20 protein-coding genes and 1 pseudogene are annotated in these 21,793 nt (G+C 72.8%); 9 read left to right on the top strand and 12 right to left on the bottom strand.

Annotated elements, in window-relative coordinates:
- Nucleotides 1-14: 14 nt before the first annotated feature.
- Together ACZ4FH_RS22430 and ACZ4FH_RS22425 are read right to left on the bottom strand one after the other, a co-directional pair.
- Entirely contained in the window at nt 15-692 is a 678-nt protein-coding gene (locus ACZ4FH_RS22430) for a hypothetical protein (RefSeq protein WP_467306802.1), read from the bottom strand.
- On the bottom strand, nt 689-1,513 hold the full coding sequence (locus ACZ4FH_RS22425; protein WP_467306801.1) for a 2-phosphosulfolactate phosphatase: 825 nt from the start codon (nt 1,511-1,513) through the stop codon (nt 689-691). The genes ACZ4FH_RS22430 and ACZ4FH_RS22425 overlap by 4 nt, the downstream gene beginning before the upstream one ends.
- A gap of 80 nt (nt 1,514-1,593) precedes the next feature.
- Here ACZ4FH_RS22425 and ACZ4FH_RS22420 point away from each other — a divergent pair, with 80 nt between their 5' ends.
- Nucleotides 1,594-2,160, top strand: a complete 567-nt coding sequence (locus ACZ4FH_RS22420; protein WP_467306800.1) for a GNAT family N-acetyltransferase — start codon at nt 1,594-1,596, stop codon at nt 2,158-2,160.
- Between the two features lie 22 nt (nt 2,161-2,182).
- On the opposite strand, the gene ACZ4FH_RS22415 is transcribed toward ACZ4FH_RS22420, so the two are convergent.
- The 3 genes from ACZ4FH_RS22415 to ACZ4FH_RS22405 form a co-directional block, all read right to left on the bottom strand.
- Nucleotides 2,183-2,497: a beta-Ig-H3/fasciclin gene (locus ACZ4FH_RS22415; protein ID WP_467306799.1), complete on the bottom strand. Its 315-nt coding sequence runs from the start codon at nt 2,495-2,497 to the stop codon at nt 2,183-2,185.
- 225 nt (nt 2,498-2,722) lie between these two features.
- Nucleotides 2,723-3,367, bottom strand: a complete 645-nt coding sequence (locus ACZ4FH_RS22410) for a hypothetical protein (RefSeq protein ID WP_467306798.1) — start codon at nt 3,365-3,367, stop codon at nt 2,723-2,725.
- Nucleotides 3,368-3,613: 246 nt separating this feature from the next.
- Nucleotides 3,614-4,723 (bottom strand): citrate synthase 2, encoded by a 1,110-nt coding sequence (locus ACZ4FH_RS22405; RefSeq protein ID WP_467306796.1) that lies wholly within the window; start codon nt 4,721-4,723, stop codon nt 3,614-3,616.
- 220 nt (nt 4,724-4,943) lie between these two features.
- Here ACZ4FH_RS22405 and pdxH point away from each other — a divergent pair, with 220 nt between their 5' ends.
- Nucleotides 4,944-5,576: a pyridoxamine 5'-phosphate oxidase gene (gene pdxH / locus ACZ4FH_RS22400; protein WP_467306954.1), complete on the top strand. Its 633-nt coding sequence runs from the start codon at nt 4,944-4,946 to the stop codon at nt 5,574-5,576.
- Nucleotides 5,577-5,846: 270 nt separating this feature from the next.
- On the opposite strand, the gene ACZ4FH_RS22395 is transcribed toward pdxH, so the two are convergent.
- Nucleotides 5,847-6,293, bottom strand: coding sequence for a hypothetical protein (locus tag ACZ4FH_RS22395; protein ID WP_467306960.1), 447 nt, complete (start codon nt 6,291-6,293; stop codon nt 5,847-5,849).
- A 101-nt stretch (nt 6,294-6,394) separates the two neighbouring features.
- A pseudogene (iscB, locus tag ACZ4FH_RS22390) lies at nt 6,395-7,156 on the bottom strand (RNA-guided endonuclease IscB); the annotation flags it as partial.
- A 663-nt stretch (nt 7,157-7,819) separates the two neighbouring features.
- Between iscB and ACZ4FH_RS22385 the strand changes: the two are divergent.
- Nucleotides 7,820-9,157: a PAS domain-containing protein gene (locus tag ACZ4FH_RS22385; protein WP_467306794.1), complete on the top strand. Its 1,338-nt coding sequence runs from the start codon at nt 7,820-7,822 to the stop codon at nt 9,155-9,157.
- A 22-nt stretch (nt 9,158-9,179) separates the two neighbouring features.
- Here ACZ4FH_RS22385 and ACZ4FH_RS22380 read toward each other — a convergent pair whose 3' ends face one another.
- Nucleotides 9,180-9,935 (bottom strand): SIS domain-containing protein, encoded by a 756-nt coding sequence (locus tag ACZ4FH_RS22380; RefSeq protein ID WP_467306792.1) that lies wholly within the window; start codon nt 9,933-9,935, stop codon nt 9,180-9,182.
- A 216-nt stretch (nt 9,936-10,151) separates the two neighbouring features.
- Between ACZ4FH_RS22380 and ACZ4FH_RS22375 the strand changes: the two genes are divergently transcribed.
- Both ACZ4FH_RS22375 and ACZ4FH_RS22370 read left to right on the top strand, forming a co-directional pair.
- Nucleotides 10,152-10,844: a metal-dependent transcriptional regulator gene (locus tag ACZ4FH_RS22375; RefSeq protein WP_467306790.1), complete on the top strand. Its 693-nt coding sequence runs from the start codon at nt 10,152-10,154 to the stop codon at nt 10,842-10,844.
- Nucleotides 10,845-11,470: 626 nt separating this feature from the next.
- Nucleotides 11,471-12,364 (top strand): alpha/beta fold hydrolase, encoded by an 894-nt coding sequence (locus tag ACZ4FH_RS22370; protein WP_467306952.1) that lies wholly within the window; start codon nt 11,471-11,473, stop codon nt 12,362-12,364.
- A gap of 15 nt (nt 12,365-12,379) precedes the next feature.
- Here ACZ4FH_RS22370 and ACZ4FH_RS22365 read toward each other — a convergent pair whose 3' ends face one another.
- From ACZ4FH_RS22365 to ACZ4FH_RS22355, 3 genes are all read right to left on the bottom strand, one after another.
- Nucleotides 12,380-14,032 carry a transporter gene (locus ACZ4FH_RS22365; RefSeq protein WP_467306789.1) on the bottom strand — a complete coding sequence of 551 codons (1,653 nt, stop codon included), beginning with the start codon at nt 14,030-14,032 and terminating at the stop codon, nt 12,380-12,382.
- Nucleotides 14,029-14,838, bottom strand: coding sequence for an ABC transporter ATP-binding protein (locus ACZ4FH_RS22360; RefSeq protein ID WP_467306787.1), 810 nt, complete (start codon nt 14,836-14,838; stop codon nt 14,029-14,031). Before ACZ4FH_RS22360 ends, ACZ4FH_RS22365 begins: the two co-directional genes overlap by 4 nt.
- A gap of 83 nt (nt 14,839-14,921) precedes the next feature.
- Nucleotides 14,922-15,599 (bottom strand): bifunctional DNA primase/polymerase, encoded by a 678-nt coding sequence (locus ACZ4FH_RS22355; protein ID WP_467306786.1) that lies wholly within the window; start codon nt 15,597-15,599, stop codon nt 14,922-14,924.
- A gap of 301 nt (nt 15,600-15,900) precedes the next feature.
- Here ACZ4FH_RS22355 and ACZ4FH_RS22350 point away from each other — a divergent pair, with 301 nt between their 5' ends.
- Together ACZ4FH_RS22350 and ACZ4FH_RS22345 are read left to right on the top strand one after the other, a co-directional pair.
- Complete coding sequence (locus ACZ4FH_RS22350) at nt 15,901-17,283, top strand: transcriptional regulator (protein WP_467306784.1); 1,383 nt, start codon at nt 15,901-15,903, stop codon at nt 17,281-17,283.
- Nucleotides 17,284-17,461: 178 nt separating this feature from the next.
- A complete protein-coding gene (locus ACZ4FH_RS22345) occupies nt 17,462-18,946 on the top strand; it encodes a hypothetical protein (RefSeq protein ID WP_467306783.1) in 1,485 nt (494 codons plus the stop codon).
- A gap of 34 nt (nt 18,947-18,980) precedes the next feature.
- On the opposite strand, the gene ACZ4FH_RS22340 is transcribed toward ACZ4FH_RS22345, so the two are convergent.
- Nucleotides 18,981-20,261 carry an ABC transporter substrate-binding protein gene (locus ACZ4FH_RS22340; RefSeq protein ID WP_467306782.1) on the bottom strand — a complete coding sequence of 427 codons (1,281 nt, stop codon included), beginning with the start codon at nt 20,259-20,261 and terminating at the stop codon, nt 18,981-18,983.
- Between the two features lie 174 nt (nt 20,262-20,435).
- Here ACZ4FH_RS22340 and ACZ4FH_RS22335 point away from each other — a divergent pair, with 174 nt between their 5' ends.
- Nucleotides 20,436-20,882: an SCO4402 family protein gene (locus tag ACZ4FH_RS22335; protein WP_383643241.1), complete on the top strand. Its 447-nt coding sequence runs from the start codon at nt 20,436-20,438 to the stop codon at nt 20,880-20,882.
- 28 nt (nt 20,883-20,910) lie between these two features.
- Nucleotides 20,911-21,789 carry a formyltetrahydrofolate deformylase gene (gene purU / locus ACZ4FH_RS22330; RefSeq protein ID WP_467306781.1) on the top strand — a complete coding sequence of 293 codons (879 nt, stop codon included), beginning with the start codon at nt 20,911-20,913 and terminating at the stop codon, nt 21,787-21,789.
- Nucleotides 21,790-21,793 lie beyond the last annotated feature (4 nt).

The following is a 21,793-nucleotide window of genomic DNA, read 5'->3' as shown; positions in this document are numbered from 1 at the left end:
GTTGAGCGTAGCGATCACGGCGACATCACTGTCCGTTCGCCCGCCTCGGTGAGGGCACGTTCTCGGAGACCGCCGAACAACTGCATCGGAACAGCGGCCAGGACGTCGTCCCGGCCCACGGTCCGCCCGCCCCCGCCCCCGCCCCCGCGCACGACGCGGGCCGCGTCCCGGGCCAGGTCCGTCAGGAACACGCTCGCGATGCCGTCCAGGTCGCGGACCATCGCCGGAACCGCCCTCGCCCCCCGGCTCCCCAACAGCCTCCGCACCCCCGCCTCGAACCGGTGCGCACCGGCCACACCACTCGGCGTACGCGCCCCGCGGCGCTCACGAAGCGACACGAGCGCACCATCGGCGTCGCGCAGCTCGCCCAACAGACCGTGAAAGGTCGGGCTGTGCAGGTACCACGCCGATCCCACCTCCACCTCGACGTTCCGGTCGATCGCCGCAACGAGGTCCCTGGGAATCAGCCTCTTCCTGCCCTCCTCGGCCGCCGTACGTGTGGCCGCATCGAGAATGTCCGTCAGCACGGTCCGCGTCACCGAAGCGGCGGCCCACGCGGCCGGCCGGGAGACGTGCAACGAGGTCACGTCCCTGAACACCGCCTTGACGAGCGGAGGCTTGAACGGCAGACCGGTCGGGAGGGAAGCGGCCCCCGGACCACGGTGACCTGCGCGCGGAGGGTGTGTCGTCATCGAGCAACGCGCCTTCCGCTGTCGGAGCTGCCGCTCCCCGTGAACGCCCCGTCCACCAGCACCGGAACGATCCCGCACACGTCCGTCTCCGTCGCGATCACCACATCCTCGGAGAAGCCGCCCGCGCGGAGTTCGCGGCCGGACGCACTGTCCGCGACGGCCGTCGCGGGGTCCGGGGTCGCCTCGAAGCAGGCGGCCGAGGCCGCGGCCTCGGGGGACAGCGGGCCGCCGCCCTCGCGCCGCAGGGCCGACAGGACGGCACCGGCGCCGAGAAGGTCCTCCAGGGCGGGGCGCAGGCTGCCGTCGGGCCAGCGTTCACCGGAGGCGATGACGGCGACCGGGCGGTCGGCCGTTCCGTAACCGTGCCGGACCAGATGGCGGGCCACGGCCGAGGCGTTGCGCAGACAGGCCGCGATCACCGTCGCGTCACCGGCCGCCGCCGCGATCGACGAACCGTTGGGGGAGGGGAGCACCAGACGCGGGGCGAACGGGGCGGCCCGCAACGCCGCCGGGGACAGCGACCACGGGGACGCGGGCGTCGCCGCGCGCCGGCCGACCGCCAGCGCGGCCTCGCGCTCCTCCGCGTACGCGGCGGCCGACGCGTCGCGCCACGCGTACGGGAAGACCCGCGTCCCCGCCTCCGCCGCCACCGTCACCGAGGTCGTGAACGACAGCACGTCGACCACGACCAGACAGGAGGCCCCCGCCGCCGTCCGCCGCGCACCGACCGGCCCCCAGTCGAAACGGGCCCCGCCGCCCGCCTGCGCGAAACAGTCGTCCGCGCCACCGTAAGTCGCCGCATCGGGCGTGTGGTTCGTCATGACGGTCGACCCTGCCATCCCTCCCCCCGGAAGGGACGGCAGGGTCCCGGCCCCGTACCCCGCCCCGCTACTGTTCCCCCATGACCAGCAGCAGCGCCGACACCCCCGCCTCGCCCCACCCCGCCTTTCCCGAGCACATCCGCCTCATGGGCGAGGGGCTCGTCCTGCGCGACTGGGACGAGGCGGACCTCGGTGCCATGCCGGACCTCTTCGACCACCCCGACATCGCCCACTGGACCCCGATCGTCTCCCCCTTCGACGCCGGGGCCGCCCGTACCCGCCTCGCGAAGGCACGCGAACTGCGGGCCGCCGGCATCGCCGTCCTCCTCGCCATCACCCACGACGGCGGCGCACCCCTCGGCGAGGTCATGCTCCGGCGCTCCCCGGAAGGCACCGAGATCGGCTACGCCGTCGGCCCGGCCCACCGGGGACAGGGCCTCGCCGCCCGCGCGGTGCGGGTCATGGCCGCGTACGCGTTCGGCGAACTGGGCGCGCACCAGGTGATCCTGGAACTGGAGGCCGAGAACACCTCAAGCGTCGCCGTCGCCACGAAGACCGGCTTCCGGCTGCTCGACATCCCCCTCATCGAGGGCGAGGAGAAGGGCCGCGCCTACGCCCTCCAGACATGGGGGCTCGACCGGCCCTGAGGCTCCCGCGGACCGGAGCGGATCAGCAGAGGACCGTCTTGTCGTAGTCACCGAGGCCGTCGTACGTCCACGAGCGGCTCGTACCGGGCTTCATCGTCCAGCACGAACCGTCGCTCCCCCAGGAGATGACGATCTTGACCTTCTTGGTGGTCGAGCACTTGTTGGTGAGCTGGATCCAGACATAGGCGTTGCTGGAGGGCCGCTGCACATTCCGCTTGATGCACGAGGGAGCGGTGTCTCCGACCGCCGCGTGTGCGGCGGGGGCGGTCGCCACCAGGGCGAGCGGGGCCGCGAGCACCGCGGCCACGGCGACGGCGGACTTCTTGATCAACGACATCGTTGCGAGCCTTCCCGTTGAGCGAGGGTACGGCCGCACACGCGGCGGTGTGCGGTCACCAGTCATTCAACGAGCGCCCGCACCGGACGGGTACCTGCGAAGTCATAGGGTGACCGCCGCCCCGAACCGTGCTGCGCGCCATCCGGACCGCGCACCGGACGACAGAAACCCCGGGCATCCCCGCCTGTGACGGGACGCCCGGGGCTTCGCACACCGGAACGGAACTCAGCTGGTCCAGAGGACCGGGCTGTCGCGGTACGTGTCGCCCTCCTCGAACGACGCGGCCCCGATGGGGTCGGTCTTCGTGGCGCTGAGCGAGCAGGTCTCGTAGGAGGCGCCCTTGGTGGTGAAGTCACGCGGAGCCGTCTCGCTGTCGCACTTGCCCGCGAGGTCACCGATCAGGATGACGCCCGTGGGGCCGCCGTCCGCCAGCTTGCCGCGCAGCTTCAGCGACGAGTACGAGAGGTCGGTGCCACCGACGTTCTCGACCTTCATACGGATGTAGTAGGGCGTCATGCCCTTCGCCTTGGCACCGAACGGGGCCATGTCGGCCTCCGCGCCCTTCTCGATCGCCGTCACGGTGACGGCGATGGTGCCCTTCTTCTCGGTCCCGTACGAGAACGGAAGGACCGCCCGCTCGCCGACCTTGAGCTTCGTGCCCGGGGCGGCGACGTCGCCGGCCGGAGCGGGGGCCTCGTCGCTGGCCGCCGCGGAGGGGCTCTCGCTCGCCGGCTCGGAGGGGGCGGGGGCGGAGGCCGACGGCGATTCCGGCGCCGCCGCCGCGTCGTCGCCGTCGTTGCAGGCCGTGAGTCCGAGTCCCATGGCGGTGACCGCGGCGGCAGCGAGGAAGATGCGTCCCTTGTGCGTCATGTTGCCCTAACTGGCTGTGGGGCTGCCCTGTGCGACAGCCGGAGCGTTCAACAGCGGGGCGAAGCCCCCTCCCCGGCCGTGCGATGCGGCACGTCGAGCGGCACCGCAGCGGCCCCGTGTCAAAGAGGCTCGCCGCAATACCCGACTCATGCTTATGCAGAAATGACACAGGGCAGCCACAGGCGCGGCACAGCTGCGCGACGGATGAGGCCGGTGTGACCGCTCGGACCTTTCGTTTCGCGCGGTTCAGTTCGCCGGATCCGCAAGCTGGTCGAACCCCGGGATCTCCCGCGGGCTCCGCGTCCCCGGACCCACGTAACGCGCCGACGGCCGCACCAGCCGGCCCGTCCGCTTCTGCTCCAGGATGTGCGCCGACCAGCCCGCCGTACGGGCACAGGTGAACATCGACGTGAACATGTGCGCCGGGACCTCGGCGAAGTCCAGGACGATCGCCGCCCAGAACTCCACGTTCGTCGCCAGCACCCGGTCCGGCCGACGCGCGTGCAGCTCCTCCAGCGCGGCCTTCTCCAGGGCCCGCGCCACCTCGAAACGCGGCGCGCCCAGCTCCTCGGCGGTGCGGCGCAGAACGCGGGCGCGCGGGTCCTCGGCCCGGTACACGCGGTGGCCGAAGCCCATCAGCCGCTCGCCGCGGTCCAGGGCCTGCTTCACGTACGCCGTGGCGTCGCCCGTCCGCTCGATCTCCTCGATCATGCCGAGGACGCGGGAGGGGGCACCGCCGTGCAGCGGACCGGACATGGCCCCGACCGCGCCGGAGAGCGCGGCGGCCACGTCGGCCCCGGTGGAGGCGATCACCCGGGCGGTGAACGTGGAGGCGTTCATGCCGTGCTCGGCGGCGGACGTCCAGTACGCGTCCACGGCCTTCACATGACGGGGATCGGGTTCCCCGCGCCAGCGGATCATGAACCGTTCGACGACGGAGTCCGCCTTGTCGATCTCCCGCTGGGGGACCATCGGCCGCCCCTGCCCGCGCGCCGACTGCGCGACGTACGACAGGGCCATGACGGCCGCGCGGGCCAGATTGTCGCGGGCGCTCGACGCGTCGATGTCCAGCAGCGGCTTGAGCCCCCACACCGGGGCGAGCATCGCCAGCGCGGACTGGACGTCGACCCGGATGTCCCCGGAGTGCACCGGGATCGGGAACGGCTCGGCGGGCGGCAGCCCCGGGCTGAACGCCCCGTCCACCAGCAGACCCCAGACATTGCCGAACGAGACATGGCCGACGAGGTCCTCGATGTCGACCCCCCGGTAGCGGAGCGCACCGCCTTCCTTGTCGGGTTCGGCGATCTCCGTTTCGAACGCGACGACTCCCTCGAGTCCGGGTACGAAGTCGGACATCAGGCGGCTCCCTCGGTCGACGGCGGCGGGCGGACCACGGGGGCCCACCCAGATACTGGCGGGTAGGGGACGTGACCGGGAAGCGTGATGTCGGGCACAGCCCCGGATTCCCGCGGTCGGGTCGGCGGACCTCCTCGCCCGGTGGACGTGGCCGCTGCGGCAGGATGACTCCGTGCCCACCGCAGACTCCTCCTTCGATTCCACCACCGATCCGGCCGCGATGCGCGAGCAGTACCGCTCCGAGGCCTTCACCGAGGACTCCCTCGCGGCCGATCCGATGCGGCAGTTCGCCCACTGGTTCCGCCAGGTCGCCGCCGGCGGGGTGCTCCACGAGCCGAACGCGATGGTGGTGTCCACGGCGACCCCGGAGGGCCGCCCCTCCTCCCGCACGGTCCTGCTCAAGATGTACGACGCGCGCGGTTTCGTCTTCTTCACCAACTACGAGTCGCGCAAGGGCCGCGAACTCGCCGCCAACCCCCACGTCTCACTGCTCTTCCCCTGGCACCCCCTGGCCCGCCAGGTCATCGTCACCGGCACCGCCGCCCGCGTCCCCCGCGAGGAGACGATCGCCTACTTCCGCACCCGCCCGCACGGCTCCCAGCTGGGCGCCTGGGCCAGCGACCAGTCCTCCGTGATCGCTTCCCGCGAGGAGCTGGTCCACCGCTACGAGGATCTGGAGGCCCGCTACCCCGAGGGCGAGAAGGTCCCCGCGCCCCCGCACTGGGGCGGCTTCCGCGTCGTCCCCGACACCATCGAGTTCTGGCAGGGCCACGAGAACCGGCTCCACGACCGCCTCCGCTACGTCCGCGACGCCTCCGACGCCCCCTGGCACGTCGAACGCCTCTGCCCGTAGGCCCGGCAGCGCCCGCAGACCGCCCCCCGGACACGCAGAAACCCGCAGGCTCTGGTCCCTCCCTGAGGAGGAGCCGGCCGGACTTACCGGCGAGCCTGCGGGTCGGTGACTGCGTGGTTTTCGGCAGACAGCCTGCCGAGGTGCACTGTGTGCGACGGCGGGCTGTCAGCCCGCAGCCACCTCACGAATCCGATAAGACTGCACTTTTCGGATCACCTCCTTTCGCGTGTGACGTCAGCCTAGGAGCCCCGGTACAGGCGCTCAAACGATTTAATCGACGACTTCGCTCCGCGAGGTGTACGCGTATCCGTCGGCACGCTGGAGCAGCGCGAGATGCCGGTACGAGACCCCGATGCGGCCATCGGGCAGGGCGAGACTGTGCTTGCCGGATGCGCGCACCGAGATACGGCCGGTCCACGCACCCGCCCACCTGCCCCGGGGAATGCGGGCGCGTACGAGGTCGCCGGTGGCGAAGCCGAAATGCCGTTTGCGGCGGGTGCGCGTCAGCCGGGGAAAGCCGAACCGGTCAGGGGTGGTGCGGGCGTAGCTTCCGCGTCCCGTCGCGGTGACGACCTGGATCTGCGCGGGGACGCGGACGACCACGACATCGGTCCCGCCGTCCGCGTCCCCTGTGCACAGCGCGTCGAGGGTGTGGGACTTGGGCAGTCCCGCGGCCGTGCGGTTCGTCCGTGTGCGGGCGGCGGGCCAGGTCCGCACCGGCGGTCCGAGCGCGGCGAGTGCGGCGACGAGCCGGTGCCCCGCCCCGCGTTCATGATGCCGGCATCCCGCAGCGGTGCTCCGAGACGTCCGCCCAGTGCGGCGAGACGGGCCGGGCGGGTGGCCAGGAAGTCCTGGACCGCTTGCGATCCCTTGTCCTGGTTGCAGGGAACACAGGCGAGGACGAGATTGCCGAGGCGGCCGCTGCCGCCACCGCTGCGGGGTTCGACGTGGTCGATGTTCAGACGGATGCCGGTGGCGCCGCAGTAGACGCAGGCACGCCCGTATGCGGCCAGGAGGTGGAGACGCGGCGTGGTCCCGGTGAGGGGGCCGCTGCGGTACTCGGCACCCGTCAGGGTGCGGCCCACGGTCAAGGCGTGGGTGTCGAAGGCGGTGACCTCGATGTGGATCTCGGATACCGGCGCATACCGGGAGAGACGGCGGGCGAGGGCCGTGACGGTGTCGACCCGGTGCTGGACGGAGGGCGGAAGAGGGCTCCGGGAGCGGCTGCGGTTACGGAACCGGGGTGCTCGGTAGCGGCGGTTCGCCGAGCGCCTCCGGTGGCGGTATCCGGCCCGGCGGCGCATGGACAGGTGGATCTGCCGGCCTCGATGCCGTAGTTCGACCGACACGAGGCCACGTCGAACGGTGCGGGGCTCCTCTCCCGGGCGGGACTCGCGCTTGGTGTCGGTGAGGACGATTCCGGTGCCCCGGGTGCCCGGGTCGACGCGTAGCTGCACACCGTCGACGGCCGACCCGGTGCGGGTGCGGTCCCTGAGACGGATGGTGAAGGGGGTACGACGCGCGACGACGGCGCGGCCCTTGTCGAGCAGTTCGCGTGCTCGCGCGGGGTGGCACGGCATCAGCGGTTCCCCGCCGCGTGCCAGGACGAAGACCCGGCCCGCTCCGGTTCCCCCGCGGTACGTGGTGCGTGGTGGCGGGACGTCACCGTCCCCGTTCTCTGCCGGTGCGGCGTGACGCCGACGGGGCCGGGTGCCGCCGCCGTCGGTCTCCCCTCGCCCATGTTCCCTGCCGGTGTCCCGCTCGCGTGCGGGGTGTCCGTGAGCCGTTTCGTCCCTGCTCCCAGGGGTGTCTGCTCTCGCGGATTCCAGTGCGGACTGCTGAGGAAGCACAGTCCGGTGGGTCTGCTCACCTGCGGGAAACGTAGTCATCGAGGGCACCTGCCTCTGATGGGTGATCGTGATGACTGGGGCTGTTCACTCGGCTCGCCCGTCGTGGGGAGCGGGAGCGAGTGATCTCCTTTCAACGTGTCGGTCGGAGACGCTAGTCGCCCGGGGACGGGCAGGCCGGACAGCCGGCGGGACGGCGCACGACCGTGTGGTCGTGGAACGAAGGAGCACGGGGGACCGCTCGCCGTGCTAAGGCGTCCGGTTTCCGTGCCGGTCCGGGCATGATTTCGGGGAAGTCGCCCTGTGCCGCGCCCCGTTCGAGTTCAATGGGCCGAGTACGTCCGGCACGCGTCTGACGTGCGGCGACGGCGGACACGTTCGTGCAGGGGGTCCGGGATGAATGCTTCCACGAGCAGCGGTACGACCGACGCGCTCGGTCCCGATCCGATCCCCGGGGCGGAGCTGCTGGCCGCGCTGCTGGACGGGATGGACGCGGCGCTGTGCGCGTTCGACGCCGACGGGACCGTCACGCACTGGAACAGGGAGGCCGAGCGGATCCTCGGCTGGTCCGCGGGGGAGGCCGTCGGGCGGCCCGGGTTCGCCGGATGGGCGGTGCGGCGGGCGGACGCGGGGGAGGTGCAGGCGCGGCTGATGGGGGCGATGGGGGCGCCCGGCCGGCAGGTGCACGAGTTCGCGCTGTTGCGCAAGGACGGCGGGCGGGTGCTGGTGCGGACGCAGTCGGCGGGGGTGCGGGGCGCGGACGGGCGGCCGGCGGGGGTGTACTGCGCGTTCAGCGAGGTGCACGCGCAGATCGATCTGGAACGGGCCATCGCGCTCAGTGAGGCCCTGTTCGAGGACGCCTCCTGGGGCGTGGTCCTCGTCGACGTGGACCTGCGCCCGACCGTCGTCAACGCGCACGCCGCCCGCGCCCTCGGCGGGGGCCGGACGACCCTGCTGGGGCGGCCGCTCGGCGAGATCGTCGTGCAGGGGGTGGAGGACCTGGAGGGCGCGCTCCAGCACGTGCTGGCCGAGGGCGCCCCGCCCGCGCCCGCCGACCTCTGGGTGACCCTGCGGACCGGCGACGGCGACCGGCGGCGGTGCTGGCGCAGCGGCTTCCTGCGGCTGGCCTCGCCGCTCGCGCAGGAGCCCGTGCCGCTGGGCGTCGGCTGGCTGTTCCAGGACGTGACGGCGGCGCGGCTGGCGGTCCAGGAGGCGGACCGTGTCCGCTTCCGCTCCGGGCAGCTGCACCGGGCCTCGCGGTCCGCCGCCGAGTGCGAGGACCCCATGGAGGCGGCCACCTCGTCCCTCGACTACGCGCTGGCCGGTTTCGCGGACCACGCCCTGGTCGACCTGGTGGCCGGTGAGCGGCTGGTGCGGGCGGCGGCGACCCCGTCCGACGCCCCGGGGCCGTGTCTGCCCGTCGCCGCGGGCGGCATCCCGCTCCGGTACGCGCCGGGGCACCCCGCCCTCCAGGCGGTCGACCGCACGGGTTCGGTCCGTGCCTCGGCCGGGGCGGCGGACGCCGCGGAGTGGGCCGCGGAGCGGCGGTGGCCCGCCGACGCCGTGCACGCGCTGTGCGTCGTGCTGCGCAGCCGCGGACGGACCCTCGGCGTCGTGACCTTCCTGCGCTCCGCGCACCGGGCCGCCTTCGAACGCCCGGACGCGGTGTACGCGGAGAGCGTGGCGGACCGGGTGGCGGCCTCGGTGGACCTGCACCGGGCGCTGGGCGGGTGAGCCGCGGCGCCCGGCTTCCGCGTCAGTGCCGGTAGAAGATGCGGTCCGCGTACTCCGTCATCACGCGCCCGTTCCACTCGTGGCCGCCGTCCACGTTGCCCGAGCGCAGCAGCGGCGGCTCCACGCCGTGCTCCAGCAGCCGCTCCGCCGCCGCGGCCATCATCGACTGCATGATCGCGCTGGTGACGACGGTGGAGGCGGGGGCGAACGGTGCCTCGATGCCGTCGACCTCCAGCTCCGCGTCACCGATGGCGATCTTGCTGTCGAGGACGATGTCGCAGTGGTCCCGCAGGAAGCCGCCGGAGCTGTGCCGGGACCGGGTGTTCTCCGCATACGCGACCGAGGTGATGCCGATGACCTTCATGCCGAGCGCCCGCGCGTTCATCGCCATCTCCACGGGCAGCGCGTTGCGGCCGGAGAGCGAGATGATGACGATGAGGTCGCCCTCCGTCGCGGGGCTGGAGTCGAGGACCGCGCCCGCCAGGCCGTCCACCCGTTCCAGGGCGGAGCCGAGCGTGGCCGGCATGACGTCGACGCCGAGGGCGCCGGGGACGGTCAGCAGGTTCATCAGGGCGAGCCCGCCGGCGCGGTAGACGACGTCCTGCGCGGCCAGTGAGGAGTGCCCGGCGCCGAAGGCGAAGAGCCGGCCGCCCGCCACGACGGTGTCCGCGATCGCGGCACCCGCTTCGGCGATGGTCGCGGACTCCTCGTCGCGTACGCGCTCCAGCAGGCCGATCGCTGCGTCGAAGAACTGTCCGGCCAGCTTGCTTTCGCTCATCGAGGAGCACCTTTCCGGCGGGAGGGGGCGCCCGGGGGCGTCGATACCGTCGATCACGGTGCGGTCTGGACCAGTGACATGTCAATACCGCACCGTCCCTTCCGGCCGCTGTTCCGGCCGGAGATCGGGGCCGGGTTCCGCCGGTGAGGCACGGTTGTCGGTGCCATGCGTCAGAATTGGTACAGGGCCAGCGCACGACTGCATCGAGGGGCACGAATGTCCGGACTGATCGACACCACGGAGATGTATCTCCGCACCATCCTCGAACTCGAAGAGGAAGGTGTGGTCCCCATGCGCGCCCGGATCGCGGAACGGCTCGATCAGAGCGGTCCGACGGTCAGCCAGACGGTGGCGCGGATGGAGCGCGACGGTCTGGTGCAGGTCGCGGGCGACCGGCACCTGGAGCTCACGGAGGAGGGCCGCCGGCTGGCGACCCGTGTCATGCGCAAGCACCGGCTCGCCGAGTGCCTGCTCGTGGACGTGATCGGCCTGGAGTGGGAGCAGGTCCACGCCGAGGCCTGCCGGTGGGAGCACGTGATGAGCGAGGCCGTGGAGCGGCGGGTGCTGGAGCTGCTGCGCCACCCGACGGAGTCTCCGTACGGCAATCCCATCCCGGGGCTGGAGGAGCTGGGCGAGAAGGCGGAGGCCGACCCGTTCATCGACGAGGGCATGGTGAGCCTGTCGGAGCTCGACCCGGGGTCCGACGGCAAGACGGTGGTCGTCCGGCGGATCGGTGAGCCGATCCAGACAGACGCCCAGTTGATGTACACGCTGCGGCGCGCGGGCGTCCAGCCCGGTTCCGTGGTCAGTGTCAACCAGTCGCCCGGTGGCGTGCTGGTGGGCAGCAGCGGTGAGGCGGCGGAGCTGGACGACGAGGTCGCCTCGCACGTCTTCGTGGCCAAGCGGTAGGAAGCGGCGCCGCCGGGCGTACGTACGCGGAAGCTTCGCGGACACGGTTACGGGCGCGGGAGACGCGGACCGGGTGTACAGCACCCGGGCGCTCTCTCGCGTCCGTTTTCCGTTTTTCCGTCCCCATTTCCGTACGGAACCGCAGCGCTCCGGCGGATCGCGTGCCAGGCTGTGGCGGAGGCATGCCTGAGAGTGCGGGCCGAGGGGGTCGCACGGTCGGGGAGGGAGCGGGGAATGCGCCCGTCGTACCAGCGCGTCCGGTCCGCGCACCGGGGTGGGGCCGCCACGTCCCCGTACGCGCACACGCCCCCGGAACAGCGGATGGCCCCGGCGCCGCAAGGCGCCGGGGCCTGTCTCCCCCTGTCCCGACCTGGAGCCCCGAGCTCTCTAGGTCGGTTCCCGCGGGCCCTCATCCCCGAGTGGCCCGCCTCCCGCAGAAGATCTCCCCTGCGGGGCCGTCGTCAATCCTGGGAGGCGGTCACTCGAACGAGCGGTGTTGAGTGCCGGAACCCGGTTTTCGAATAAAGGTTCGATAGTCTGGCCGTTGCGAGCCCATGTGATCGCGACCGTGATCGGGACAGTGACCGGGATGGTGGTCGGGGGACCAGAAGGGGGTGCCAGAACAGATGGTGCGGCGCATCGAAGTGACCGGAACCGACGGCGTACGCCTCGCGGCCTGGGAGTACGCGGACCCGCCCAAGGAGCGCGCGGACAGCGCGAGCCCCGGAGGTGTCTTACTGCTCCACGGGCTGATGGGCCGGGCGTCCCACTGGGCGGCGACCACCCGCTGGCTCGCCGAGCGGCACCGCGCGGTCGGCCTCGACCAGCGCGGACACGGCCGCAGCGAGAAACCGGCCGACGGGCCCTACACCCGCGACGCGTACGTGGCCGACGCCGAGGCCGCGGTCGAACAGCTCGGTCTCGCCCCCGTCACCCTCGTCGGACACGCGATGGGCGCGCTCACCGCCTGGCAGCTCGCCGCCAAGCGCCCCGACCTCGTCCGCGCCCTGGTCATCTGCGATATGCGGGCCTCCGCCCTCGGCGCCGCCTCGCAGCGCGAATGGGAGGACTGGTTCGCCTCCTGGCCGGTGCCCTTCGCGACGCTCGCCGACGTACGGAAGTGGTTCGGCGAGGACGATCCCTGGGTGGAGCGGCCCAATCCGGCCCGGGGCGAGTTCTACGCCGAGGTCATGGCCGAACGTGCCGACGGCTGGCGGCCGGTCTTCTCCCGGAGCCAGATGCTCCGCTCCCGTGCCACCTGGGTCTTCGACGCGCACTGGGAGGAGCTGGCCCAGGTCCGCTGCCCCACGCTGGTGCTGCGCGGACTCGACGGCGAACTGGGGCGGGCGGAGGCCCAGGAGATGGTCCGGGTGCTGCCCCGGGGGCAGTACGCGGAGGTCGCCGACGCCGGACACCTCATCCACTACGACCAGCCCGAGGGCTGGCGCGCCGCCGTCGAACCCTTCCTTGACCAGCTCACCGAGGACGCCGGCGACGACCGGGAGCCGGTCGCCCCGTAGAACCACCGCCCCGCCTCACCCCTTGCTGACCGCCGCCAGGATCTCCGGCAGCCGCTCCGCCGTGCGCGGTGCGGCGATCCGCAGCCCCGCCCAGGCGATCAGCGCCCCGTACACCGCCCCCACCGGCACCACGACCCACAGCAGCTCCTCCGCGCCGGTGACGTGCAGCCAGACCGTCAGACCGATCACCGGCGCGGAGAGCAGGGCCGCCGAGACCATGCCGCCGAAGACCGAGATCCAGGCCAGCCCGGCCTGACCGGGCGCCACGTTCTTGAAGCCCGCGTCCTGCGGCACCGAGTACGGGAAGTTCGCCGAGGCCACCGCCCCGGTCGCCAGCATCGCGCCCAGCAGCGCGAGCGACAGGCCCACCACACCCGGCAGCGCCTCCCAGTCCCCGAGCACCGCCGCCGTCACCACCGCGACCAGCACCGTGTACGGAAGGGTGATCAGCAGCAGCGCCAGTGCCCGCGCCCGCAGTTCGAGATACGCGTCGCGGGTCGACGAGATGGTCATCGCGACCATCCAGAACGCGGAGGTGTCCTGGCCGAACTGGTTGTACATCTGGATCCCGAGCATCCCCGCGCCGAAGCACGCGAAGTAGACCGACCCGGTGCCCTGCACCGCGTTCAGCACCGGCACGATCAGCCCGATCGCCAGCGCCGTCACCCACGCGGCCTTCGTCTTCGGGTCCCGGGCGACATAGCGCAGACTGCGGCGCATCACCGTGCCCGTACGCCCCTCGGGGAACAGAGACCAGAAGCCCGAGCCCTCCGGGGCCGACGCGGCGCGGCCCGGATCGGCGGCGGCCAGCGTCGAACCGTCCGGGGCCGTCATCAGCCGCTCCAGGCTGCGCCGCCACACCACCATCAGCAGGGCCAGTGCGGCGGCCGAGAGCAGCAGCTGCACGGCGGCCCGCCCGTACGCGCCCTGCGAGGCGGAGTCCACCGAGCCGATCGCCGAGGCGGGCGGCAGCCAGCGCACCACGTCGGCGACGGGATCGAGCGCGGACAGTCCGCCGGAGCGGCCGAGCCGCTGGGCGCCGAAGTTGACGACCTGGATGCCGACCGCGATGACCAGCCCGGACAGCACGGCCAGATCGCGCCCCTTGCGGGAGGTCAGCAGCCGGGTGTTGGCCGTGGCGACGGCCCGTGCCAGCGCCACGCAGACCAGCAGGGTCAGCGGGGCCGCGACCACGGCGAACGCGGCCCCGGCCGCCCCCCGGGCCGTCGCGGCCACCGAACCGGCCGCCAGGCACAGGGTGAACAGCGGGCCGATACCGGCCAGCGAGGAGACCAGGAGCGCCGTCACCAGCGGGCGCGGGCGCAGCGGGAGCATCACGAGCCGGCCCGGGTCCAGGGTCTCGTCCCCGGCGGCGAAGAACAGCGGCATCACGGCCCAGCCGACGGCGAGGACCCCGGCGGCGAGGACGGTGACGGAGACGACGTGGTCCTCGCCGCGCATCGCGATCAGCCCGGCGACCTGGCCGAGGGCGAGCAGTACGGCGCCCACGAAGGAGAGGATGTACACGGCCCGGCGGCCGGCCGACTGGCGCAGCCCGTTGCGCAGCAGGGAGAGCTTGAGGCGGACGAGGACGGGGATCAGGTCCGGGGCTGCCCGGTCGCGGTCGGTGCGCGGGCCGGAACCGGCCGGGGCGTCGAGGACGCTCATCGGGCACCGCCCAGCCAGTCTAGGGCGGCGCCGTTGTCGCGGTCGCCCGCGCCGACGAGTTCCAGGAACGCGTTCTGCAGCGAGGAGGCCTCGCCGCGCACCTGCTCCAGGGTGCCCTGGGCGCGGATGGTGCCCGCGGCCATCACGGCCACCCAGTCGCAGAGCGATTCGACCAGCTCCATCACATGGCTGGAGAAGACGACGGTCGCCCCCGAGCCGGTGTAGCGCTCCAGCACCCCGCGGATGGTCTGCGCCGAGACCGGGTCGACGCCCTCGAACGGCTCGTCGAGGAAGAGCACTTCGGGGTTGTGGAGCAGCGCGGCGGCGAGCCCGATCTTCTTCCGCATGCCCGTCGAGTAGTCGATGACCAGCTTGTGCTGGGCGCCCGCCAGGTCCAGCACGTCCAGCAGCTGGGTGGCCCGGCTGTCGACCTCGGCGCCGGGCAGTCCGCGCAGGCGGCCGGTGTAACCGAGGAGCTCACGGCCGGAGAGGCGCTCGAAGAGCCGCAGTCCCTCGGGCAGCACCCCGATCCGGGACTTGACCTCGACGGGGTCGCGCCAGACGTCGCGCCCGCCGATCTCGATCCGTCCCAGATCGGGGCGGAGGAGCCCGGTGACCATGGAGAGCGTGGTGGTCTTCCCCGCGCCGTTGGGTCCGACGAGGCCGATGAACTTGCCCGCGGGCAGCTCCAGATCGATGCCGGCGACGGCGGTGTGCTCACCGAAGCGCTTCCAGAGCCCCGCCACCCGCACCGCGGGCACGGCGGCCCCGTCCGCCACGTCCGACGCGTCCGTCCTGTCCGTCATGCCACTCGCCCTCCGAAGCCCGGGTCCGGGGCCTGTCGTCGGGCCGCCGTCCGCCGGGCGGCGACAGGCCCCCCGGGGACACCCTACGAAACGCGTCCGCGGGCATCGGCGGCTTCGCGGCCGCAGGCGTAGGCGAGCGGGCTGATCAGCTCCTCCACTTCGGGCAGCCAGCGGTTGGCGGTGGACGGGCCGCGGGCCCACTGCACCGTGCCCGCCCCGCCCACCCGGGTCGGCGGCGCCGGGACGTAACTCCCCTCGCCGCGCCCGCGCAGACCGATGCCCGCCGCGTCCCAGCCGAGCCTGCGGACCAGGGTGTCGATCCTGGCGGCGGCGCCCGGCAGGACGAAGAACTGCATCCGGCGGTCCGGGGTGCGGGTGACGGGGCCGAGCGGCAGGCTCATCCGCTCCATCCGGGCCAGGGCCAGGAAGCCGGCCGCCTCCGGCACGTCGACGGCGTCGAAGGAGCGTCCGGTCGGCAGGAGGATCGAGGACCGGGGCTGCCGGCTCCACATCCGGCGGGCCGCCGCGCCGCTGCCCGTGGAGCGGTCCGCCCAGTCGGTCCGGGTCGGATGGGCGCCCGGTGCCGCGCACTTGGACTCACCGCACGAGCACCGCTCCGTGGGGCCGGACGGCTCCAGCCAGGCACCCGGGCACACGTCCCAGTGCCGCTCCTCCGCGTACCGCACCGCGGCTTCCAGCAGGTGCTCGGTCCGCTGCTGGGGGACCGGCGCCGCTTCCCTGACTCCGATGGCTTCTTCCACGCACCGTACAACTGTGGCCAGCGCTCGGGGTTACGGGCGTACCGGAGCGGTTTGGGGGGGTCCGCACCGGCACATGGGGCGCACCGATGCACCGGCGGGGGCGCGCGGGAGGGGCGGTGGCGGCGGAAGGGTAGCCACCTACCGGAGATCCGGCACAGTGGGCTCGGCATCTTAGGGTGCGTGCCGGGAGAAAGCGCAAGAGATGCGATGAAAGTGACCAACACGATGAATCGGCGCATTTCTCGGACACATGTCGGGCAGTGATCCGCTCACCGATCACTGCGGCCTCAGGGGGAGATACATGGCAGCCAGGCCTCTCGTCGCACGTCAGCCGAACGAACGGCTCCAGGCGCTCATTCAGGAAGCCGGATGCTCCAACGCGGGCCTCGCCCGCCGCGTCAACATGGTCGGGGCCGAGCGCGGGCTCGACCTGCGCTACGACAAGACCTCCGTGGCCCGCTGGCTGCGCGGACAGCAGCCGCGCGGCAGGGCCCCGGGCATCATCGCCGAGGCGCTCGGCCGCAAGCTCGGCCGTACGGTCACGATCGACGAGATCGGGATGGCCAACGGCAAGAACCTCGCCTCCGGCGTGGGCCTCCAGTTCGCCCCGACGGTGATCGGGGCGATCGAGCAGGTCTGCGAGCTGTGGCGCAGCGACGTCGGCCGCCGCGACTTCCTGTCCGGCTCCGCCGTCGCCTCCTCGGCGCTCGTCGAGCCCAGCCGCGACTGGCTGATCACCGGAGCCGACGCGCAGGTCGCGCGGGCGGCCGGCTCCCGGGTCGGGATGTCGGACGTGGAGGCCGTGCGGGCCACCACGGCCGCGCTGGTCGACCTGGACCACCGCTTCGGCAGCGGCCACGTCCGGCCGGTCCTCGTGCACTATCTGAACAGCGTGGTCTCCGGGCTGCTCTCGGGGGCGTACCGCGAATCGACCGGGCGGCAGCTGTTCGCCGCGGTCGCCCGGCTCACCGAACTCGCCGGGTACATGGCGATCGACACGGGTCAGCCGGGTCTCGCCCAGCGCTACTACATCCAGGCCCTGCGCCTGGCGCAGGCCGCGGGCGACCGCGCCTACGGCGGCTATGTGCTGGCCGCCTCGATGAGCCATCTCGCCGCGCAGCTCGGCAACCCCCGGGAGATCGCCCAGCTCGCCAGGGCGGCGCAGGAGGGGGCGCGCGGCCGGGTCACGCCCCGGGCCGAGGCGATGTTCTACGCGGCCGAGGCGCGCGGCCACGCCCTGCTCGGCGACGCCCGCACCACGCAGCTGGTCGCGAACCGGGCGCTGACGGCGCTGGAGCAGGCGGATCCGGAGAGCGGCGACGACCCGGACTGGATCGGCCACTTCGACCACGCCTATCTGGCGGACGAGCTGGCGCACTGCCACCGCGACCTCGGCCAGGCCGAGGCGGCCGCGCGCCGGGCGAAGGAGGCCCTGGGCGGCCTTCCGGAGTCCCGGACCCGCCGCCGGGGCATCGGACTGGCCCTCCTCGCCGCCGCCCAGGTGCAGTTGCGCGAGGTGGAGCAGGCCTGCCACACCGGGACCCGGGCGATGGAGCTGCTGGGCACGGTGCGCTCCAGCCGGGGCGCGGAGTATCTGGACGATCTCCAGCAGCGGCTGGTGCCGTACGGGGACGAGCCCGCGGTGCGGGAGTTCGGGGCCCGGCTGGAGCTCCAGGCGGCGTGACCGCGGGGGGCGCCCCGGGCCGCCGGACCCGGGTGCCCCGTTAACTGCGTCCCGGGGCCGCCGGGCGTTACAGCGCCTGTGAAGGGATGGTGACCCCTCTCACGCGCTTGGCGAACGGCGGGGACCACCCGATAGCGTGAGCCGACGATTCCATAGGTTGACCACGTAGGAGTCCCCGGTGACACAGAGCGGACAGGGTGACGAGCAGCAGCTCCCTGCTGTACGACCCGCGCACGAGGGCGTCGTGCTGCCCGCGGGCGGCGGCGAGCCCTGGGCGCCCGGGGGAGCGGCGGACGGGGCGGCCCCGGCGGGCGGCCAGCCGTGGGGACAGCCCTGGGGACCGCAGACACCGCCCCAGAACGCTCCGGCGCAGAACGGTCCGGCACAGGGCGCGCCCCAGGGTGCGTACGGACAGCAGCAGCCCCCGCAGTACGGACAGCAGCCGCCGCCCGCCCCGTACGGGCAGCAGCCCCCGCAGCACGGCACCTACGGGCAGGGGCAGCCGTCCCCGTACGGACCGACGCCGCCCGCCCCGCAGCACCAGCAGCCGCAGCCCTACGCGCAGCCGCTGCCGCCCGAGGCCGGGCCCGGCGGCGACGCCGACGCGACGCAGTACATCGCGCCGATCCCGGCCGGTCCCGGACCGGGCGGGCTGCCGCCGGAGAGCCCGGCGGAGTCGACCACGATGCTCGGCCGCGTCACGCCGCGTAACCCCCGGCAGCCGGCCGCGCACCAGGCGCCGCCCGGCGGCCAGGACGCCGACGCGACGCAGTACATACCCCCGGTGCCCGGCGGCGCCCCGTACGGCATCCGGCCGGGCGAGCCCGGTGACCGGCAGCCGCCCGCCGAGTTCGACAACCTCTTCCGCGACGACGAGCCGGCCGGCGCCACCCAGCAGATCCCCCGCTTCGACCCGGCGCAGCAGCAGCCGTACCACGGCGGCCCGCCGCAGCAGGGGTACCACCAGGACCCGCCCTACTCCGGTCCCGAGCACGGTCTGGCCCGGGACGGCATGGACGAGGCGCCGCGCCGCCGGTCCGCGCACATCCCGCTGATCGCCGCGGTCGTCGTCGGCTGCGCCGTCATCGGGCTCGGCGCCGGCGCGCTGATGAGCGGGGGCGGGGACGACAAGGACAAGGACGCCAAGCAGCCGGTCGCCGCGGCGAGTTCGCCGGCCGCGAAGGAATCCTCCGAGCCGGCGGCCGACCCGGCGAAGCCGCAGGCCGAGGCGCTCGACAAGCTGCTCGCCGACAGCAACAACAGCCGGGCCGCCGTCATCGGCGCCGTGGAGAAGACCAAGAACTGCACGGACCTCGACAAGGCCGTCGCCGATCTCAAGGGCGCCGCCCAGCAGCGCCGCGATCTGGTCACCCGGCTCCAGGCCCTGACGGTCGACAAACTGCCCCAACACGCCCAGTTGAACGCCGCGCTCACCAAGGCCTGGCAGGCCTCCGCCTCCGCGGACGACCACTACGCGGGCTGGGCCGCGCAGGCCAAGAGCAAGAAGGTCTGCAAGCACGGCAAGGCCCGGCCGACCTCGCACTACCGCCAGGCGAACGCGCAGAGCGGTGAGGCGACCAAGGCCAAGCAGCAGGCGGCCGTCCTGTGGAACGCGATCGCGACCAAGTACGGACTGACGAAGCGCGCCGCGACCGCCCTGTGAGCGGGCGCGGCCCGGCTGGGACCCGCGGTGGGTCTCAGCCGGTCGCGCTGGCGTCCGACAGGGTCTCCGCCACGTCCACGAAGCCCTTCGTGTCCGCGACGAGCCGCCCGTCGCGCACCACTTGGAACGTCACCTTGCTGTTGACGATCCGCGGGTAGGAGTCCGAGCCGATCATGTCCTCGTAGCGCCAGCGCAGTTCGGGCGTGAGACCGCCGGTGTCGACCGGGGTGCCCTCGTTGAGCGCCTTGGTGACCTTGCCGGCGGTGATCTCCGAGGTGTGCAGCGACTCGACGAGCGACTTCAGCACGGTGTACGCGATCCAGGTCGTCTGCACCCCGGTGTCCTCCGGGTCGATGCTGTTGTCGCCGAAGGCGTGCTCGCCGATCACCTTCCGCATGGTGTCCCAGCGGGCATCGCCCGGCGCCGGGTACCAGCCGGTGACGTACGCGCCCTCGAAGGGGCTGTTCCGGCCGCCGGTGCGGTCGATGAGCGGCTGGCCGATGCTGCCGAGGACCGAGGAGACCCGTACCGAACCGTCCGACGGCTCCAGCCGGCGGAACGCGTCGAAGAAGGTCTCCGTGCGCTCCCCGAGCACCGCCGTCACACAGCCGCCGCGCGCCCCCGCGCCGTTCAGCGCCCGGCTGGCCGGTTCGTCGTAGGAGTTCGCGTCCTCCGCCGCCCGGACGTCCACGGGGGCGTGCTTGCGGGTCTCGGAGAGGCCGGTGTGCAGCAGCCAGGCCAGACCGTCGCCGCCCAGCGTGTCCGGCCGGACCAGGGAGACCCGGTCGCAGGTGCGGGCCAGCTGTTTGGCGTTGCCCGCCATGAGCGCCGACTGCCCGCCCGTCACCGGGTAGGACATATAGCTGCGGAACTCCTCGTCGGAGGCGCCGTACCCGCCTATGTAGGGGATCCCGGCGACTTCGAGCGGGGCCATGAAGGCGCGGCCGTGGCGGCTGTAGGAGCCGACGACCGCGACGGCCTTCTCCTTGACGGCCCGGCGGGCGCAGTTGCCCGCGCCGACGGAGGTGTCCTGTTCGTCACAGGTGACCACGCGCAGCGTGTGGCCGTCGATGCCGCCCGCGCCGTTGATCCAGCGGGCGAAGGTCTGCGCCATCGCCGTCATGCCGGCCATGGTGTCGGCGTCCGGGCCCGAGGCGTCGCCGGGCGCCCAGGTCATGACGGTGACGGGCTCCCTGGAGCCCCCCGATGCCCCAGGGAGTACGCCGCAACCGGTCAGCAGCAGGGCCCCTGCCGCCACCGCGCCGGTGAGCAGTCCGAGGGGGCGGGGAAATGGGGGGCGTCGCCGTCCGGTCATGGACACAGACACTTCCGGCCGCCGGGTAACGCCGGAGTGTGCCGCGTTCAACGCAGGGTGACGCCCAGGTGAATTACAGGGGGCCCTCCGGCGGGTGATGAGGGGAACGTACGATCGACAACCGTGCAGCAAGGTTCCGAGAACTCTTCCCGTCGTGGCCGTCGCTCCTCCACCATGGGCGGCATGCCGCTCAACGACCTTCCGTGGTGGCGCTGGCGCAGCAACGTGCGCTCGGCGCTGCACATGCTCTCCGACCCCGTCTTCCACCACGAGTGCTGGCTCGCCGGCCGGGAGGGGTACGGCGACGTCACCGACGCCGTGTACCGCCTGGTCGAGGACACCTGGCTCGACAACTGGTCCGCCGAGAAGTACGTCGGCACGATCTTCCGCGACACCGGCGAGGCCGCCCTCGTCGACACCGCCGTGCTCCGGGTGCTGCGCATCATGCACCAGGTCGGCGCGGACGCCCCCGTCTCCGCCTACATGGAGCACCACGGCTGGCCGGAGGCCGTCCGGGCCGCCCGCGACGCCCATGTCCTCCTGGCCACGAACGACGGCGAGGACCCGGACGTGCCACCGCGTTCCCTCGACGTCCTCCGCATCATGACCAGGTCTGCCTGATCCCCGGAGGGTGTGGCACGCTACGGGGATGACCGACCCGAAGCCCGCTGAGACCGCCCCCGAGCAGTACGTCCTCACGCTCTCCTGCCCGGACAAACAGGGCATCGTGCACGCCGTGTCGAGCTACCTCTTCATGACCGGCTGCAACATCGAGGACAGCCAGCAGTTCGGGGACCACGACACGGGTCTCTTCTTCATGCGCGTCCACTTCTCGGCGGTCAGCCCGGTCACGGTGGACAAGCTGCGGGCGAGCTTCGCCGCCATCGGCGACTCCTTCGCCATGGACTGGCAGATCCACCAGTCCGCCGAGCGGATGCGGATCGTGCTCATGGTCAGCAAGTTCGGCCACTGCCTCAACGACCTGCTGTTCCGCTCTCGCATCGGCGCCCTGCCGGTCGAGATCGCCGCCGTCGTCTCCAACCACACCGACTTCGCCGAACTCGTCGCCTCGTACGACGTGCCCTTCCGGCACATCCCGGTGACCAGGGAGAACAAGCCGCAGGCCGAGGCGGAGCTGCTGGAGCTGGTCCGCGAGGAGAACGTGGAACTGGTCGTCCTCGCCCGCTACATGCAGGTCCTCTCCGACAACCTCTGCAAGCAGCTCAGCGGCCGGATCATCAACATCCACCACTCGTTCCTGCCGAGCTTCAAGGGTGCCAAGCCCTACCACCAGGCGCACGCGCGCGGGGTGAAGCTGATCGGCGCGACGGCGCACTACGTCACCGCCGACCTCGACGAGGGCCCGATCATCGAGCAGGAGGTCGAGCGGGTCGGCCACGGCGTCACCCCCGACCAGCTGGTCGCCATCGGCCGCGACGTCGAGTGCCAGGCCCTGGCCCGCGCGGTCAAGTGGCACGCCGAGCGCCGCATCCTGCTCAACGGCCGCCGTACGGTCGTCTTCGCGTAGCTGC

The sequence above is a fragment of the Streptomyces sp. NPDC024555 genome (assembly GCF_055559335.1).
Note: the sequence above shows the minus strand (reverse complement) of the source record. Positions and strands in the feature narration are given on the sequence as shown.